This window comes from Streptomyces sp. Tek67B01 (assembly GCF_055231995.1).
Genome location: NZ_JBUYUY010000001.1, coordinates 6,269,218 through 6,282,614 on the forward strand (window position 1 = coordinate 6,269,218; position 13,397 = coordinate 6,282,614).

Genomic DNA, 13,397 nt, shown 5'->3' on the forward strand with positions numbered 1-13,397 from the left:
GCACAGTGTGCGGTGCCTGGTTGAATGCGGCGGCGCGACGACCGCGCCGAAGGGAACCCCCATGCCGTCAGATTCCGCCACGCCGGCCCCCCTCGGCCCTTCCAGGTCCGACGACATCCGCACGCTGCACCGGCTCGCCCATGTCGGCGGCTCGACCACGCTGTTGCGATGGCTGACGACGCGACTGGGCGGCTGGACCGGGGTGGTGGACATCGCTGGAGGGGGTGGCGCGCGGGATTCCGATGTGCCGGAAGTCGCCGTTCGGGCAGCCGCCGAGATGGCCGCCCGGAGCGCCGGCTCCGCCGTGCTGCACGAAGAAGGCTCGGCCGCGCTGCTGTTCGCGCTGGACGAGCGGCGCGCGCTGGCCGCCGTACTCGACCTGCCGCACCACCCGGGCGCACCGGCCCTGCTCGCGGACGCCGCGATCCCGTTGGCCCTGGTCCTGGCGGCCGAGGAGGCCCGGGTGCGCGAGGAGCGTGCACGGCTCGCCGAGTCGCGGGCCCGTGAGGCCGTGCTGCACCTCCTGATGAACGGCCGGATCTCCACCGCCCGCCAGGTCGCGGCGACCTTGAGTCCCGACCTGCCCGAGCCGGTGCGGATCTACGTCGTCGAGTGCCGGCCCGGGGAGCGGCCCGCCGCGGCCTCGGTGTGCGAGCGGCTCACCGGCGGCCGGGCCTGGACCGTCCACTGTCCGGTGTACGTACGGCACCTCATCGTGCTCGTCCCCGCGGACCTCGCCGCCGATCCGGGCGCGAGCGACCACCTGGCCGGGACGCTGGTGGAACTGGCGCGGGACTGCGTGGTCGGGGTGAGCGCGCAGGCGCACCTCCGGCAGCTGCCCGCCGCCTACGGGCAGGCCTTCCACGCCTTGGCCGTAGCCCGGGGGCGCGCCGCCCGCCACGCCCGCTTCGGCCCCGGCCCCGAACTGGAACTGGCCGCCCACGACGCGGCGGCCGCCTGGGCCGAAGCCCTGCTCGCGCCCCTGCACGGCCACGCGCCCCGACGCCCCCAGGACCCCGGGCCGCAGGAACTGCGGGCCACCGCCCACGCCTGGCTCGACTTCGCCTCGTACGCCACCCGGCTACTGAAGATCCACCGGAACACCCTGGCCACCCGGATCCGGCTCGTGGAGTCCGTGCTCGGCATGGACCTCGCCCGCCTGGCCGACCAGGCGGCCCTCTCGCTGGCCCTGCGCCTGATCCCGGCCGGCGGGCGTCGGCCCGGCCTTCCCGCCGTCGAGGGCCCCACCGACCTGGACGGCGTCCTGCGCCACCCGGACCTGGTGGCCTGGTCCCGCGCCCATCTCGGGCCGCTGACCGGGCACGGCGCTCCGGCCGGCGCGCGGGAGACCGTCCGTACCTGGTTGCGGCACGACGCGCGGCTGGCCCCGGCGGCCGAGGCCCTCGGACTCTCGCTGCCCGGTACCCGCAAACGCCTGACCCGGGTCGAGGAGCTGATGGGGCGCTCGCTGCTGCGCTCGCCGAGCGCCCGCTACGACCTGTGGCTGGCCCACCGGGCCGAGGAACTGGACCGCGAGTCCGACCGGGGACACAGCGCCGATGGGAGAAGGAATGCGCGGAATATGGATGATCATGCCTGAATGAGGCGTATCAATGCGAAACGCGTGCTGGTCGGTGAGCCGCTCGACACCGCGCGACTGGGCGAGACGCTGCTGCCGAAGCGGCTCGCCCTGCCGATCTTCTGCAGCGACCCGCTCTCCTCGGTGGCCTACGCCACCGAGGAGATCCTGCTGACCCTCGCCCTCGGCGGCGTCGCCCTCCTCCACCTCGCGTGGTACGCGGCCGCCGCCATCGTCTTCCTGCTGGTCGTGGTCGTCGCCTCCTACCGCCAGACCTGCCACGCCTACCCCGGCGGCGGAGGCGCGTACGTCGTCAGCTCGCAGAACCTCGGCCAGACCGCGGCCCTGACCGCGGCCAGCGCGCTGCTGGTCGACTACGTGCTGACCGTCGCCGTCTCCGTCGTCTCCGGCGTCGCCGCCATCACCTCGGCGATCCCCTCGCTCGCCGACCACCAAGTCGCCCTCTCGGTCGCCTTCGTGGTGCTGCTCACCTTGATGAACCTGCGCGGCCTACGGGAGTCCGGGCGAGTCTTCGCCGTCCCGACGTACGGCTTCGTCCTCGTCATCTACCTCATGTTCGCGGTCGCCGCGTTCCGGATGGGGACCGGCGACACCATCCGGGCCGAGTCCGCCAACCTCCCGATCTCGGCCGAAGGGACGTACACCGGGCTCGCCCTGGTATTCCTCGCGATGCGTGCGTTCGCCTCCGGCTGTACGGCACTGACCGGGGTCGAGGCCATCAGCAACGGCGTGCCCGCCTTCCGCGAACCCAAGAGCCGCAACGCCGCCACCACGCTGGCCGCGATGGGAGTGCTGGCGGTGACCATGTTCATGGGCATCACCGTCCTCGCGATGGTCTACGAGGTGCACGTCGCCGCCGACCCCACCGAGCTCGGCCTGCCCCCGGGAACACCCACGTCCACCGCCCTCGCCCAGATCGGCCGCGCCACCTTCGGTGACTGGCACGTCCTCTTCTACCTGCTCCAGGCGGTCACCGCCGGCGTACTCGTCCTCGCCGCCAACACGGCCTTCAACGGGTTCCCGATGCTCGCCTCCATCCTCGCCCGGGACCGGTACGCGCCGCGCCAGCTGTACAACCGGGGTGACCGGCTCGTCTACTCGAACGGCATCGTGCTGCTCGCGGTCGCCGCGATCGCCCTGATCGTCGCCTTCGACGCCCAACTGACCCGCCTCATCCAGCTGTACATCATCGGCGTCTTCGTCTCCTTCACCCTTTCCCAGGCCGGAATGGTCCGGCACTGGAGGCGCGATCTGGCCTCGTCGGCCACCGTGAGCGGGGAACGCGTCCACATCCACCGCCGGCTCGCCATCAACGCGATCGGCGCCACCCTGACCGCACTGGTCCTGGTCATCGTCCTCGTCACCAAGTTCACCCACGGCGCCTGGCTCGTCTGCATCGCCATGCCCGTGCTGTTCCTCGGCATGAAGGGGGTCCGCCGGCACTACGACGCCGTGACGGCGCAAGTCGCCGTCCGGGCCGGGGCCCACCCCCGCATGCCCGCCCGTCATCACGTCCTGGTGCTGGTGTCCTCCGTACACGCCCCGACGCTCAAGGCGCTCGGCTACGCGCAGGCCCTGCGTCCCGACACCCTGACGGCGGTCTCCGTGGCCGCGGACGAGGACGACATGAGGCGGCTGCGGGAGTCCTGGGCGGACCACGCCCCCGGGATCGGCCTCAAGGTGCTGCACTCGCCGTACCGCGAGGTGGTGGGTCCCGTGATGTCCCACATCCAGGAGTTGGCGGCCTCCGAGGGCTCGGACGTGCTGTCGGTCGTCATCCCGGAGTACGTGGTGGGCCGCTGGTGGGAGCAGCCCCTGCACAACCAGAACGCGCTGCGGCTCAAGGCGAGGCTGCTGTTCACCCCGGGCGTCGCGGTGATCGACGTGCCGTACCTGCTGGAGTCGGCCAAGCCGCAGCGCGCCGACGGGGCGGGGCCGGAACGGACCGACGGCGCCGGGACGGGGCGGTAGCTCAGCCGGTGGCGTGCTGGAGCACCGCCGCGTGCGCCAGCGCCAGTTCCACCACCTGCGCCGGATCGGAGAGCGACCGACCGGTGAGCCGCTCCAGCCGGCGCAGCCGGTTCGAGACGGTGTTGCGGTGGCAGTACAGGCGCTGCGCGGCGTAGGTGGTCGACCCCTGGCAGGCCAGCCAGGTCCCCAGGGTCGCCAGCAGCACCCGGCGGTCCTCCGGCGCCAGCGCCAGCACGGGGCCCAACACCACATGGCGCAGCCGGCCCGCGAGTTCCGCGTCCCCGGCGACCAAGGCCGCCGGGAGCCGTTCGTCCAGCAGGGCGGCGCCGGCAGCCGCGCCGGCGGCCGGGAGGGTGCTCAGGGCCAGCTCCGCCAACCTGAGGGCGCCGGCCAGTTCGCCGGGGGACCCCACCACCGGGCTGACCCCGGCCCGCGCGCCGGGCGGCGCGAGCAGGTCCCGTACGGACTCCAGCGGATGGTGGCCCAACTCCACCAGACCCCTCTCGCCATCGGCCCGCACCCGCCACCACGCGCGCGGCCCGTCGCCCGGGGCCCGCGCGGGGGCGGCCGGAGCCCCGCCGGGCCCGAACGCGATCACGGCGAACCGGCCCCGCTCCGGGAGACCCAGCCGGGCGGCGGCGTCCGCGGCCCCCGAGGCCGTCCCCGTACCGTCGAGCAGCGCGTCGAGCAGGGCCGCCCCGCGCTCCCGGTCGCGGTCGCCGCGCGCGGCTTCGACCCGCCGGTAAGCCTCGGAGGCCGCGTCCGACATCCGGTCCACCGCCTCCCACAACGCGGTCGCCCCCGGCAGGAGTCGCGGCAGCGAAGCCCGGTCGTGCGCGGCCACCGCTTCGGTCAGCACCTGCCACAGCAGCCGCCCGGCCTGCCGGTACCCGTGCAACAGCGAGTCCAGCGGAAGGCCCCGCTCCGCCGCGGCCGCCCCCTCGGCCCCGGCCGCGCTGACGTCGTCCGGGTCCGATGGCAGACCCCGCGACACCCGCAGAAAGGACGCGACCGTCCGCTCCAGCACACGGTGGTGCCGCTCGCGCAGCTCCGCCCGCCCGAACAGCGCGGCGTACTCGGAATCCTCGGCCGGCGTCCGATCGGTGAGCCGGTCGGCCGCCACGGCGATCCGGCGGCCCAAGTCCTCGCGTATCTCCTCGATGATCCGCTCCATGACGGGCAGCGTGACACGGGCGAGGGGGCGCTGGGGAGGCCCGGGAGCCGCCCGCCTGCGTCGAAGTGCCCGGCCCCCCGGCGCGACAGTGTGCGGGTTCGGGGCCGCCCCGCCCCACACCCGGCGGCATCCGTCCCGAAGTAAAGGATGTGCAATTTACCTTTTGGGCGGATAATTCACCTACGGGCCCGGCCCCGGTCGAGGCCGAAGTGCTCCCTCAGGACCGCGCTGCACAGTGGCATGGAAGGTCATGGAAGGTGACGAGGATGGCGGCAGGCAAGAAGGTCAAGAACGTGGGCAAGAAGACCAAGGGCAAGATGAAGGAGGCCACCGGTCGGGCCGTCGGAAACGAGAGCCTGGAGGCCAAGGGGTCTCGCGAGCAGATGGCGGGCGACGCGAAGCAGACCGCCCAGAAGGCCAAGGACACCTTGAAGCACTGACGGGCAGCGCCCGGGCCCGCGACGGGCCACCCGGAAGGGCCGGCGTTCGCCGGCCCTTCCGTCATGCCGCCGGGCTAACGACGCGCATGGCGGCGCGGACGGCGCACCGGCTCGTCCTCCTCCTCGGGCTCCTCTTCTTCGGGCTCCTCGCCCTCCGCCTCCTCTTCCTCGGGCTCCTCGTCCTCCTCGTACTCGTCCTCCCCGTCCTCCTCGTACTCGTCGGCGGCCTCGCCGCCGTCGTCCTCCTCCTCTTCGTTCTCCTCTTCCTCGCCCTCGTCGGGCTCGTCGTCCTCCCCGCCTGCCTCGTATCCGTCTTCCTCCTCGCCTTCCTCGCCCTCCTCCTCGCCTTCCTGTTCCTCTTCCTCCAGTGCCTCTTCGTGGGTGCGGACCACTTCGCCGTCGCGGATCTCGCCCCGCCAGCCCTCCGGCTCGTCCGTGGTGAGCGAGACGTGACGCAGGAAGTGCTTGAGGTCCAACCGCAGGCGGCGGCCTTGGGCGCGCCAGATGTTGCCGGTCTTCTCGAAAAGTCCCGAGGGGTAGTACTCGACCACCACGACGATCCGGGTCAGCGACGGCGCGAGTTCGTGGAAGCTCACACAGCCGCGGGTGGTTCCCTTGGCGCCTTCGGAGGTCCACACGATCCGCTCGTCGGGCACCTGTTCCTGGACGGTCGCCTTGTAGGCACGGGTGGAGGGGCCGACCTTCACCTTCCAGTCGCTGGTGGTGTCGTCGTTGCGGGAGACGTCGCGTACACCCTTGGCGAAGCCGCTGAAGTCCTCGTACTGCGTCCAGTGGTCGTACACGGTGCGCAGGGGCAGGCCCACGTCGAGGAACTCGACGATGTTGATGACTTTGCCGCCGCCCTTGCGGCCCTTCTTGCCCTTGCCGCCGAAGAGCCCGGTCACCTTGTCCTTGAGGTCTCCCAGGCCCTGCCCCGCCATGGCCTTCAGGGGCGAGTCCCCCTGGAGCATCCGTCCCCCGATGCCGGCGACGTCGGACAACTTCCCACTGCCGTCGGCCACGTCCTGGAGCTGGTCGGTCACGTCCCCCAACTTGTCGGACGCCTTGTCCGCCAGCTGCTGGGCCTGCGCGCCCAGAAACGAGGGCAGCGCCTCCAAGAGCTGGTCCATTCCTGATTTCGGTTCCTGCGTGTCGGCGCGGTCTGACTGTGCCATGGCCTACCTCCGCGTGGACGGCTTGCGCCCTGCCGACTTCTTGGCCGCGGTCTTCTTCGCGGCAGTCTTGCGGGCCGGTGTGCGCGCTGCCGTCTTCTTCGCGGCAGTCTTGCGGGCCGGTGCGGGCGCCGCGGCCTTCTTGGCCGCGGCCTTGCGGGCGGGCGGACGCGCCGAGCTCTTCTTGGCCGGTGCCGTCTTGGCCGTCTTGGCCGTCTTGGCCGTCTTCTTGGCGGCGGTCTTGGAGGGAGCGCTCTTCTTGGCGGTCGAGGGACGAGCCGCGCTCTTCTTGGCGGCGGTCTTCTTCGCCGGAGTCGCCGGCTGCGGACCACGCGCCGACTGCGAAGCACGTCGGGAGGTCTTTCGGGCGGGGGCTTCGGGAGTGCTCGCGGTGCGGGTCCGTGTCGGAGGGCGGCCGCGCCTACGGGGCGGAGGTGCCTCCTCGGGTTCTTCCTCCTCCTCTTCCTCCTCCTCGTCCTCCTCTTCGGGCTCGTAGCCCTCCTCTGCCTCGTCCTCGGCCCCCTTCGGCTCCTCCTCGTCCTGTTCCTCCTCCTCGTCCTCCTCGCCTTCCTCGTCCTCTTCCTCGCCCTCCTCGTCTTCGTCTTCCGGCTCCGCGTAGCCCTCCTCGTCGTCCTCGTACTCGTCCTCGTAGGGCTCCTCTTCCTCCTCGTCCTCCTGCGCCTTGTTGAGTTCGAGGGTGCGCTGTTGCAGCGAATCGGCCAGGTCGGCGAGCTTGCGGTTGGCCGCGGCTCCCAGGGCCTTCTTGCCCGCTTCCAGGGCCTCCCCGCGCAGCTGGTCGCCGAGCTCGGCGAACTGCGGCATCTCCTTGAGCTTCGTGAGGCCCTGGGTCATGAGCTGGCCCGGTTCGAGACCGAAGCGGCGGCCGGCGAGATAGGTCGCCGCCGTGAACGCGAGGCGGCCCTTTTTGGCGCGTCCCAGTACATAGCCCCCGGCCACGGCGGCCGCGAGGGCGATTTTGGTCGTGTCCTCCATGAGCTGCTGTCCCTTCACCAGGGCGCTCGGCGGTCGTCATGCCGCTCGGGAAACGGTCCGAACCGCGGAGGCGCGGCTTTCGTGCGCGGTGCCGGCCGATGGGCCACTCCGCACGGACTGCCTCCGTGCCGCCTCTACCCCAAATAGGGTGATCTGTGCCTATATGATGACATTGTAGTTTCGGCAAGCACGGTTCCCCCACCGGAGTGACCTATGGCCGCCGCAGAACCGGCACGTCCGCGTCGAGTCCGGCCCCGCCCCGTCGAGGACGGCGAGGAGGAGCAGGAACGACCGCCGCCGCGCCGCCGTCCTCCCGCGGGGCGCCGGCCCGGCGTTCCGGACGCGGCGACGGCGATGCGGTCGGCAGCCGGGCAACTGGCCCAACTGATCGGCAGGACACCGGACTCCGTCTCCTCCCTCAAACCGACCGAAGACGGCTGGCAGGCACAGGTCGAGGTGATGGAACTGGAGCGCGTCCCCGACACGACCAGCGTGATGGCCAGCTACGCGGTCGCCCTGGACAGCGACGGCCGGCTGGTCTCCTACGAACGGACCCGCCGTTACACCCGAGGCATGATCGACCGGCCGACCTGAGGGCAGGCCGCCCGGGAAAGGAGGCGCCATGACCATGGTGCCGCAGAGCGGTGGCAGCGTGAACAGGGGCGGAGGCGGCTCTGGCAACCTCTACGACGTCCTGGAGCTGATCCTCGACCGAGGCCTGGTCATCGATGTCTTCATCCGCGTCTCGTTGGTGGGCATCGAACTCATCAAGATCGACGCGCGGATCGTGGTAGCCAGCGTCGACACGTACCTGCGCTTCGCCGAGGCCTGCAACCGGCTCGACCTCGAAGCGGGCCGCAAGGCACCCGCCCAGCTGCCCGAGGTCGTGGGGACCATGATGGAAGGCGGTGCCCGCGGCAAGTCCAAGGGCGCGCTGAGCGGGGCCGTCGAAGCCGTCACCGACTCCCTGGGCGGCCGCTCCGGCAAGGCGGAGGAACCGGAGGAGGAAGCCGAGGAAGAAGAGGCCGTGCCCAGGCGACGGCGTCCCGCCCGGCGGCCGGTGCGCCGGGAGAAGGAGTGACCGATGACGCTCTACGTGTACGCGATCACCGGCGAGGACCACCCGCACCGGCTCGACGGGCTGACCGGCGTCGGCTCCCACCCCGCACCCGTGCGCACCCTGACCACCGGGCCCCTGTCCGCGGTGGTCAGCGACGTCTCCGAAGACATCAGACCCAAACGCAGGGACCTGCGTACCCACCAGGAGGTCCAGGAGCGGCTCATGGCCGACGCGGTGGTCCTGCCCTTGCAATTCGGTTACGTCGCCCCCGACGACCAGGCCGTCCGACAGGCCCTCGAAGAGAATGCCGACGCGTACCTGGCCGCTCTCGGGCGACTAGACGGCTGCGCCGAATACCACGTGAGGGCGACCCGGCAGGACGAGGACGGGCTGCTGCGCCGGATCCTGCACGACTCGCCCGAAGCGAGGACGCTGAACGAGCGGATGCGCGCGGGCGAGAACGACCCACAGCTGCCCCTCGCACTGGGCGAACTGGTCGCCCGGGAGGTGCGGGAACGCGAAGAGGCACTGGCCGCGGAACTGGCCGGGGAACTGCTTCCGCACGCCCGTGAGCGCGTCACCCGTCCACCGTCCAGCCCCGACTTCCTCAACCTTTCGGTGCTGGTCGACGACGAGCACCGGGACGACTTCCTGGCGGCCCACGCCGGGCTCGTCCGAAAACTCGAAGAGGGAGTCGAACTCCGCCTCAACGGCCCCCTGCCCCCCTACAGCTTCGTGGGATGACCGGGCGGCCCGAGGAAACCCTCCGGAGGGAGGCTGCGAGACATGGGACTGCTGACCTACCTGTTCACCCTCCCCACCGCGCCGGTGCGCGCCGTCGTCTGGGCCGCTCAGCGCGTCCTGGACGAGGCGGAGGAGGAGTACTACGACCCGGCCCCGGTGTGGCGGGAGCTCGCCGACCTCGAGCGGCGCCTGCTGAGCGGTGAGATCGACCAGGACGCCTTCGACCGCCGGGAGGACGAACTGCTCGACCGGCTCGACGAGATCGCGGAATTCCGGGCGCGACCGTGATGGGGAAGCGAGGCCGTCATCGTGTCTGAGCCACTACCCGGCCGACTCGGCTCCGTCCCGTCCCGCGCCGCCCCCATGCCGTACGGGCAGAGCACTTCCAGCCTCGCCGACATCCTGGAGAGAGTGCTCGACAAGGGCATCGTCATCGCCGGCGACATCCGCATCAACCTCCTGGACATCGAGCTGCTGACCATCAAGCTCAGGATTCTGGTGGCTTCCGTGGACAAGGCCAAGGAGATGGGCATCGACTGGTGGGAACACGACCCCTCCCTCTCCTCCCGGCACACCGGCAGCCCACTGGAGCAGGAGAACCGCCGCCTGCGCGCCGAAATCGAAGCCTTGCGGCGCGAACGGCCCGACGGCCGTCGGATTCCACCCCGCACCACCGGTGAGGAACCCGGAAGCGACGAGGGCGGCGCCACCACGCGGGGGCGGCGGTGATGAACACGGGCGAGGAAACCCTGACCTACGTCTACGCCGTGGCGCCCGTCACGGAACACCTCGAAGAGGCTCTGGCCGGCCTGAGGGGCATCTACGGCTCACCCGTCCGCTTCCTCACCGCGCCGCCCCCCGCCGGCCCCGGCGACCCACCGTCGCCCCTGGCGTTCGCCTCCGGCCACGTCCCACGACGAGATTTCGACGAAAGCGCGTTGAAGAACCATTTCGAGGACCTGGAGTGGCTGGAGGGCGTCGCCCGCGCGCACCACGACGTCGTGCAGGCATTGTCCGCCCACACCACCGTCCTGCCCCTGCGGATGGCCACCGTCTACCAGGACGACGAGCGCGCCCGCCAAGCCCTGTCCGAGCAGTACCGGACGTTCACCGAACGGCTGGAGCGGCTCACCGGCCACACCGAATTCGGGGTGAAGCTCTACCTCGCCCCCGCCCCGGACGCGGCCGGTGCCGAAGCCGAGGCCGAGCCCGAGGCCGGTGCCGCCACCAGCCCGGGCAAGGCCTATCTACGGCGCCGCAGGGCCCAGCACAACGCGGTGGAGGTCATGTACGGACAGGCCCAGACGGCCGCCGCCCTGGTCGAAGCCGCGGCCTTCGACTACGCCTCGCAGCGCGTTCGTCACCCGACCCAGAGCGGAGAGCTGGCCGGGTCGGCGCAGAACGTCCTGAACGACGCCTACCTCGTCCCCGACGCGTACGCGGGGCAGTTCAAGACCGCCGTCGAGGACGCCGCCGGCACCTTCGGCGGTGTCCGCGTCGAAGTGACCGGGCCGTGGGCGCCCTATTCCTTCGCCATGCCACCCGTCGAGCGACAGGACCCGCCTCCCGCCGAGGGCGACGAGGGCGAGGGCGACGACGCCGACGGCGAGCGCGAGGGTGATGCCGAGGGCGGGGAGCACGGTCGATGAGCCTCGCGCAACACGACGAAGCCCTGCCCGGGCGCCAGGTGGCACTGGTGGACCTCCTCGACCGGCTGCTCAGCGGCGGGGTGGTCATCACCGGCGACATCGTCCTGTCCATCGCCGACATCGACCTCGTCCGCATCTCCCTGCGCGCCCTCATCGTGTCCGTCAGCTCGGAGACGACGCCTGCTCTCGGTCAGGCCCGGGAGAGCCGCCGCGATGAGTGAGGAACGCCCCGGACGGCGCCCGGACCGTTCCCGGCCACCCGAGCCCTCGCGGTCACCCGAGCCCGATCTACAGGACGTCGGTGACACGATGTCTCACGCGTTCCGGCTCCTCCAGGCACCCCCCGCACCCCAGGAGGGGCCCCCGAGGGCCGCCCACCGCGTGTACACCGACCGCGACAGCGTCGAGGAGGACCTCCTCAAGCTCGTCCTCACCCTGGTGGAACTCCTGCGGCAGCTCATCGAACGCCAGGCGTTGCGCCGTGTGGACGCGGGAGACCTCACGGACGAGCAGGAGGAGGAACTGGGGGCCACGCTCCTCGCCCTCCACGACCGCCTCTCCGACCTGTGCGCCCAGCACGGCTACGCCCTCGAAGACCTCAACCTCGACCTCGGCCCGCTCGGCCCCCTCCTCCCACCCCGCACCTGAACGGAGGTCGGGAGCGAGCCGATCGACCTGGTCCGGCCCGGCGGCGGGCGGTGGTTGATCTTATGCTCAGGTTTACGCGGGTCGGCTGGTTTTGCGGCCGGTGAGGCACTTTGATGGGTTTGCCAGACTCGTAACCGAGCAGGGGGACTCAGTATGGGCACCGACCACATCCACAAGGACAGCGCACCCACTCTGATCGGTTCGGTGCAGCGGGCGCTGCGCCTCGTGGAGGCGATGCACGCGGAGGGCGGCGCGACGGCCAAGCGGCTCTCGCGGATCACCGGGATCCCGCTGCCGACCGTCTACCACCTGCTGCGCACCCTCAGCCACGAGGGCTATGTCCGGCGCGAGGGCGGGGCGTTCCGGCTCGCGGAGCACTTGCCGCTGGCTTCTTGACGAGAGCGACTCGACGGGATCGACTCGACAAGAGCGTCTCGATCGGCCGCTGTTGATCAGGTCGCGTTCGACAAGACTGCGTTCGACCTGATTGTGGCCGACCGGATTGTGTCTGACCGGATTGTGTCTGACCGGACTGTGGCCGATCAGACTGTGTCCGATCAGGCTGGGTTTGATCAGAAGCAGACGCGATCCGGCCAAGCCGGCACGTCGGACCGTGCATGTTCCAGCGGAAAATGCCAGAACGCCTTTTCGCTCTGTGGAAGTTGAGTAAGTTCCCTCCTGTCGCGCCGAACGACCGTGCACCCAGCACGTCCAGCCGGGAGGGGAGCCCGCGTGCCCGGGATCGACGAATGTCTGCTCGAAGCCATGGCCCTGCCCGGTGCGCGGGGCGCCGCGCTGGTGGACTGGAGCAGCGGACTGGCCCTCGGCACCGCGGGGGACTCACCGGTCGGCGACCACGAGACCACCGCCGCCGAGACGGCCGAACTGGCCCGCGCGGCCGCCGAATACGAGTCCTTCGCCCCGGCGGAACCGGCAGCGGGGGCACAAGCGGGACCAGGGGCCGCCGCCGGACCGCCCGTGGAGGATCTGATCGTCACCACCCGCACCGGGTACCACGTCCTGCGCTTCGTCGAGACCAGCTTCGACAGCAGCGTCTTCCTCCATCTCTGGCTCGATCGCGCCGACGGCAACCTGGCCCTCGCCCGACACAGGCTCCGCGCCCTCGCCGAGGGGCTGGTGCTCAGATGAACGCCACGACCGCCGCGCCGGCGACCGCGGGGACCGCCGTCTCCCCCCTGCTCACCCGCCTCGCCGCCGAGCGCGCCACCGGCGCCCTCCTGCGCGACCGGGGCACCCTCTTCCTGGAGCACGGCCGGATCGTGCACGCCGAGAGCCCTTCGACGCCCGGTCTCGGCGTCCTCCTCACCACCGGCGGCGGCCTCGCCCCCGAACGCTGGAACGAGGCCGTCAACCAGGCCGGCGCCCGCCGTCAGGTCGCGCGGTTCCTTGTGGACAGCGGTGGCATGGCGGGCGGAGAACTGGAGATCTGCCACCTCGCCGCCATCTTCGACGCCGCCTTCTTCGCCCTCTCGCCGGGCAGCGGGCCTTCCCGGTTCCGGCGCGGGGCCACCCACTGGATCGGCTCGGTCCGGTCGGTCCCCGCGGCCGCCGTCGAGCGGGAGACCTGCCGGCGCCGGGAACTGCTGGACGCGGTGTGGCCCTACCCCCGACTGGACACCGCCCCCGTCGTGCCCCGCCCGGCCGCCCCCGGCCAGACGGTCACCGCCCGCCAGCGCCTCCTGCTCCGGCAGGCGGACGGCGTGCGCACCCCCGCCGACCTCGCTTGGGTGCTGGGCCGCCCGGCCTTCCACACGCTGCTCGACGTCCGCAGGCTGGCGGCCGCCGGACTGGTCGAGACCCCGCACGAGCCCGCCCCGGCACCGGTCGCCGAGGCACCCCTGCCCGACTGGATGACCCAGACCCAATCCCCGGACGTGGCGCTGCTCCGCCGGTTACGCGACGCACTGGAGGCAAGCCTGTGAGGC

Annotated in this window: 17 protein-coding genes; 14 read left to right on the forward strand and 3 right to left on the reverse strand. The window is 71.6% G+C overall.

What is annotated here, in order from left to right; all coding sequences use genetic code 11:
- The first annotated feature begins 61 nt into the window (after positions 1-61).
- Positions 62-1,600: a helix-turn-helix domain-containing protein gene (locus tag ACV7NM_RS28290; protein WP_463412926.1), complete on the forward strand. Its 1,539-nt coding sequence runs from the start codon at positions 62-64 to the stop codon at positions 1,598-1,600.
- Positions 1,601-3,571 carry an APC family permease gene (locus tag ACV7NM_RS28295; protein WP_463412927.1) on the forward strand — a complete coding sequence of 657 codons (1,971 nt, stop codon included), beginning with the start codon at positions 1,601-1,603 and terminating at the stop codon, positions 3,569-3,571.
- 1 nt (position 3,572) lies between these two features.
- Here the strand turns inward: ACV7NM_RS28295 and ACV7NM_RS28300 are convergent, their stop codons facing one another.
- Entirely contained in the window at positions 3,573-4,745 is a 1,173-nt protein-coding gene (locus ACV7NM_RS28300) for a PucR family transcriptional regulator (RefSeq protein ID WP_463412928.1), read from the reverse strand.
- 266 nt (positions 4,746-5,011) lie between these two features.
- On the opposite strand from ACV7NM_RS28300, the gene ACV7NM_RS28305 reads away from it, so the two are divergent.
- Positions 5,012-5,185: a CsbD family protein gene (locus tag ACV7NM_RS28305; RefSeq protein ID WP_463412929.1), complete on the forward strand. Its 174-nt coding sequence runs from the start codon at positions 5,012-5,014 to the stop codon at positions 5,183-5,185.
- Between the two features lie 74 nt (positions 5,186-5,259).
- On the opposite strand, the gene ACV7NM_RS28310 is transcribed toward ACV7NM_RS28305, so the two are convergent.
- Both ACV7NM_RS28310 and ACV7NM_RS28315 read right to left on the reverse strand, forming a co-directional pair.
- Complete coding sequence (locus ACV7NM_RS28310) at positions 5,260-6,360, reverse strand: SRPBCC family protein (RefSeq protein WP_463412930.1); 1,101 nt, start codon at positions 6,358-6,360, stop codon at positions 5,260-5,262.
- Positions 6,361-6,363: 3 nt separating this feature from the next.
- Positions 6,364-7,350: a histone protein gene (locus ACV7NM_RS28315; RefSeq protein ID WP_463412931.1), complete on the reverse strand. Its 987-nt coding sequence runs from the start codon at positions 7,348-7,350 to the stop codon at positions 6,364-6,366.
- A 213-nt stretch (positions 7,351-7,563) separates the two neighbouring features.
- Here ACV7NM_RS28315 and ACV7NM_RS28320 point away from each other — a divergent pair, with 213 nt between their 5' ends.
- The 11 genes from ACV7NM_RS28320 (at position 7,564) to ACV7NM_RS28370 (ending at position 13,394) form a co-directional block, all read left to right on the forward strand.
- On the forward strand, positions 7,564-7,944 hold the full coding sequence (locus ACV7NM_RS28320; protein ID WP_463412932.1) for a gas vesicle protein GvpO: 381 nt from the start codon (positions 7,564-7,566) through the stop codon (positions 7,942-7,944).
- 28 nt (positions 7,945-7,972) lie between these two features.
- Positions 7,973-8,431, forward strand: a complete 459-nt coding sequence (locus tag ACV7NM_RS28325; RefSeq protein WP_463412933.1) for a gas vesicle structural protein GvpA — start codon at positions 7,973-7,975, stop codon at positions 8,429-8,431.
- Between the two features lie 3 nt (positions 8,432-8,434).
- Positions 8,435-9,154, forward strand: a complete 720-nt coding sequence (locus ACV7NM_RS28330) for a GvpL/GvpF family gas vesicle protein (protein WP_463412934.1) — start codon at positions 8,435-8,437, stop codon at positions 9,152-9,154.
- 42 nt (positions 9,155-9,196) lie between these two features.
- Complete coding sequence (locus tag ACV7NM_RS28335) at positions 9,197-9,442, forward strand: gas vesicle protein GvpG (RefSeq protein WP_136211207.1); 246 nt, start codon at positions 9,197-9,199, stop codon at positions 9,440-9,442.
- Between the two features lie 75 nt (positions 9,443-9,517).
- Positions 9,518-9,883, forward strand: a complete 366-nt coding sequence (locus ACV7NM_RS28340; RefSeq protein ID WP_463414098.1) for a gas vesicle protein — start codon at positions 9,518-9,520, stop codon at positions 9,881-9,883.
- A complete protein-coding gene (locus ACV7NM_RS28345; protein WP_463412935.1) occupies positions 9,883-10,803 on the forward strand; it encodes a GvpL/GvpF family gas vesicle protein in 921 nt (306 codons plus the stop codon). The genes ACV7NM_RS28340 and ACV7NM_RS28345 overlap by 1 nt, the downstream gene beginning before the upstream one ends.
- Entirely contained in the window at positions 10,800-11,024 is a 225-nt protein-coding gene (locus ACV7NM_RS28350) for a gas vesicle protein (RefSeq protein ID WP_463412936.1), read from the forward strand. Before ACV7NM_RS28345 ends, ACV7NM_RS28350 begins: the two co-directional genes overlap by 4 nt.
- Positions 11,017-11,451 (forward strand): gas vesicle protein K, encoded by a 435-nt coding sequence (locus ACV7NM_RS28355; RefSeq protein WP_463412937.1) that lies wholly within the window; start codon positions 11,017-11,019, stop codon positions 11,449-11,451. The genes ACV7NM_RS28350 and ACV7NM_RS28355 overlap by 8 nt, the downstream gene beginning before the upstream one ends.
- A gap of 153 nt (positions 11,452-11,604) precedes the next feature.
- Entirely contained in the window at positions 11,605-11,847 is a 243-nt protein-coding gene (locus ACV7NM_RS28360; protein ID WP_401527456.1) for a helix-turn-helix domain-containing protein, read from the forward strand.
- A 336-nt stretch (positions 11,848-12,183) separates the two neighbouring features.
- Positions 12,184-12,600: a hypothetical protein gene (locus ACV7NM_RS28365; RefSeq protein ID WP_463412938.1), complete on the forward strand. Its 417-nt coding sequence runs from the start codon at positions 12,184-12,186 to the stop codon at positions 12,598-12,600.
- The gene (locus tag ACV7NM_RS28370; RefSeq protein ID WP_463412939.1) at positions 12,597-13,394 is read left to right on the forward strand and encodes a transcriptional regulator; all 798 of its coding nucleotides are present in this window, start codon (positions 12,597-12,599) and stop codon (positions 13,392-13,394) included. The genes ACV7NM_RS28365 and ACV7NM_RS28370 overlap by 4 nt, the downstream gene beginning before the upstream one ends.
- The last annotated feature ends 3 nt before the right edge of the window (positions 13,395-13,397 follow it).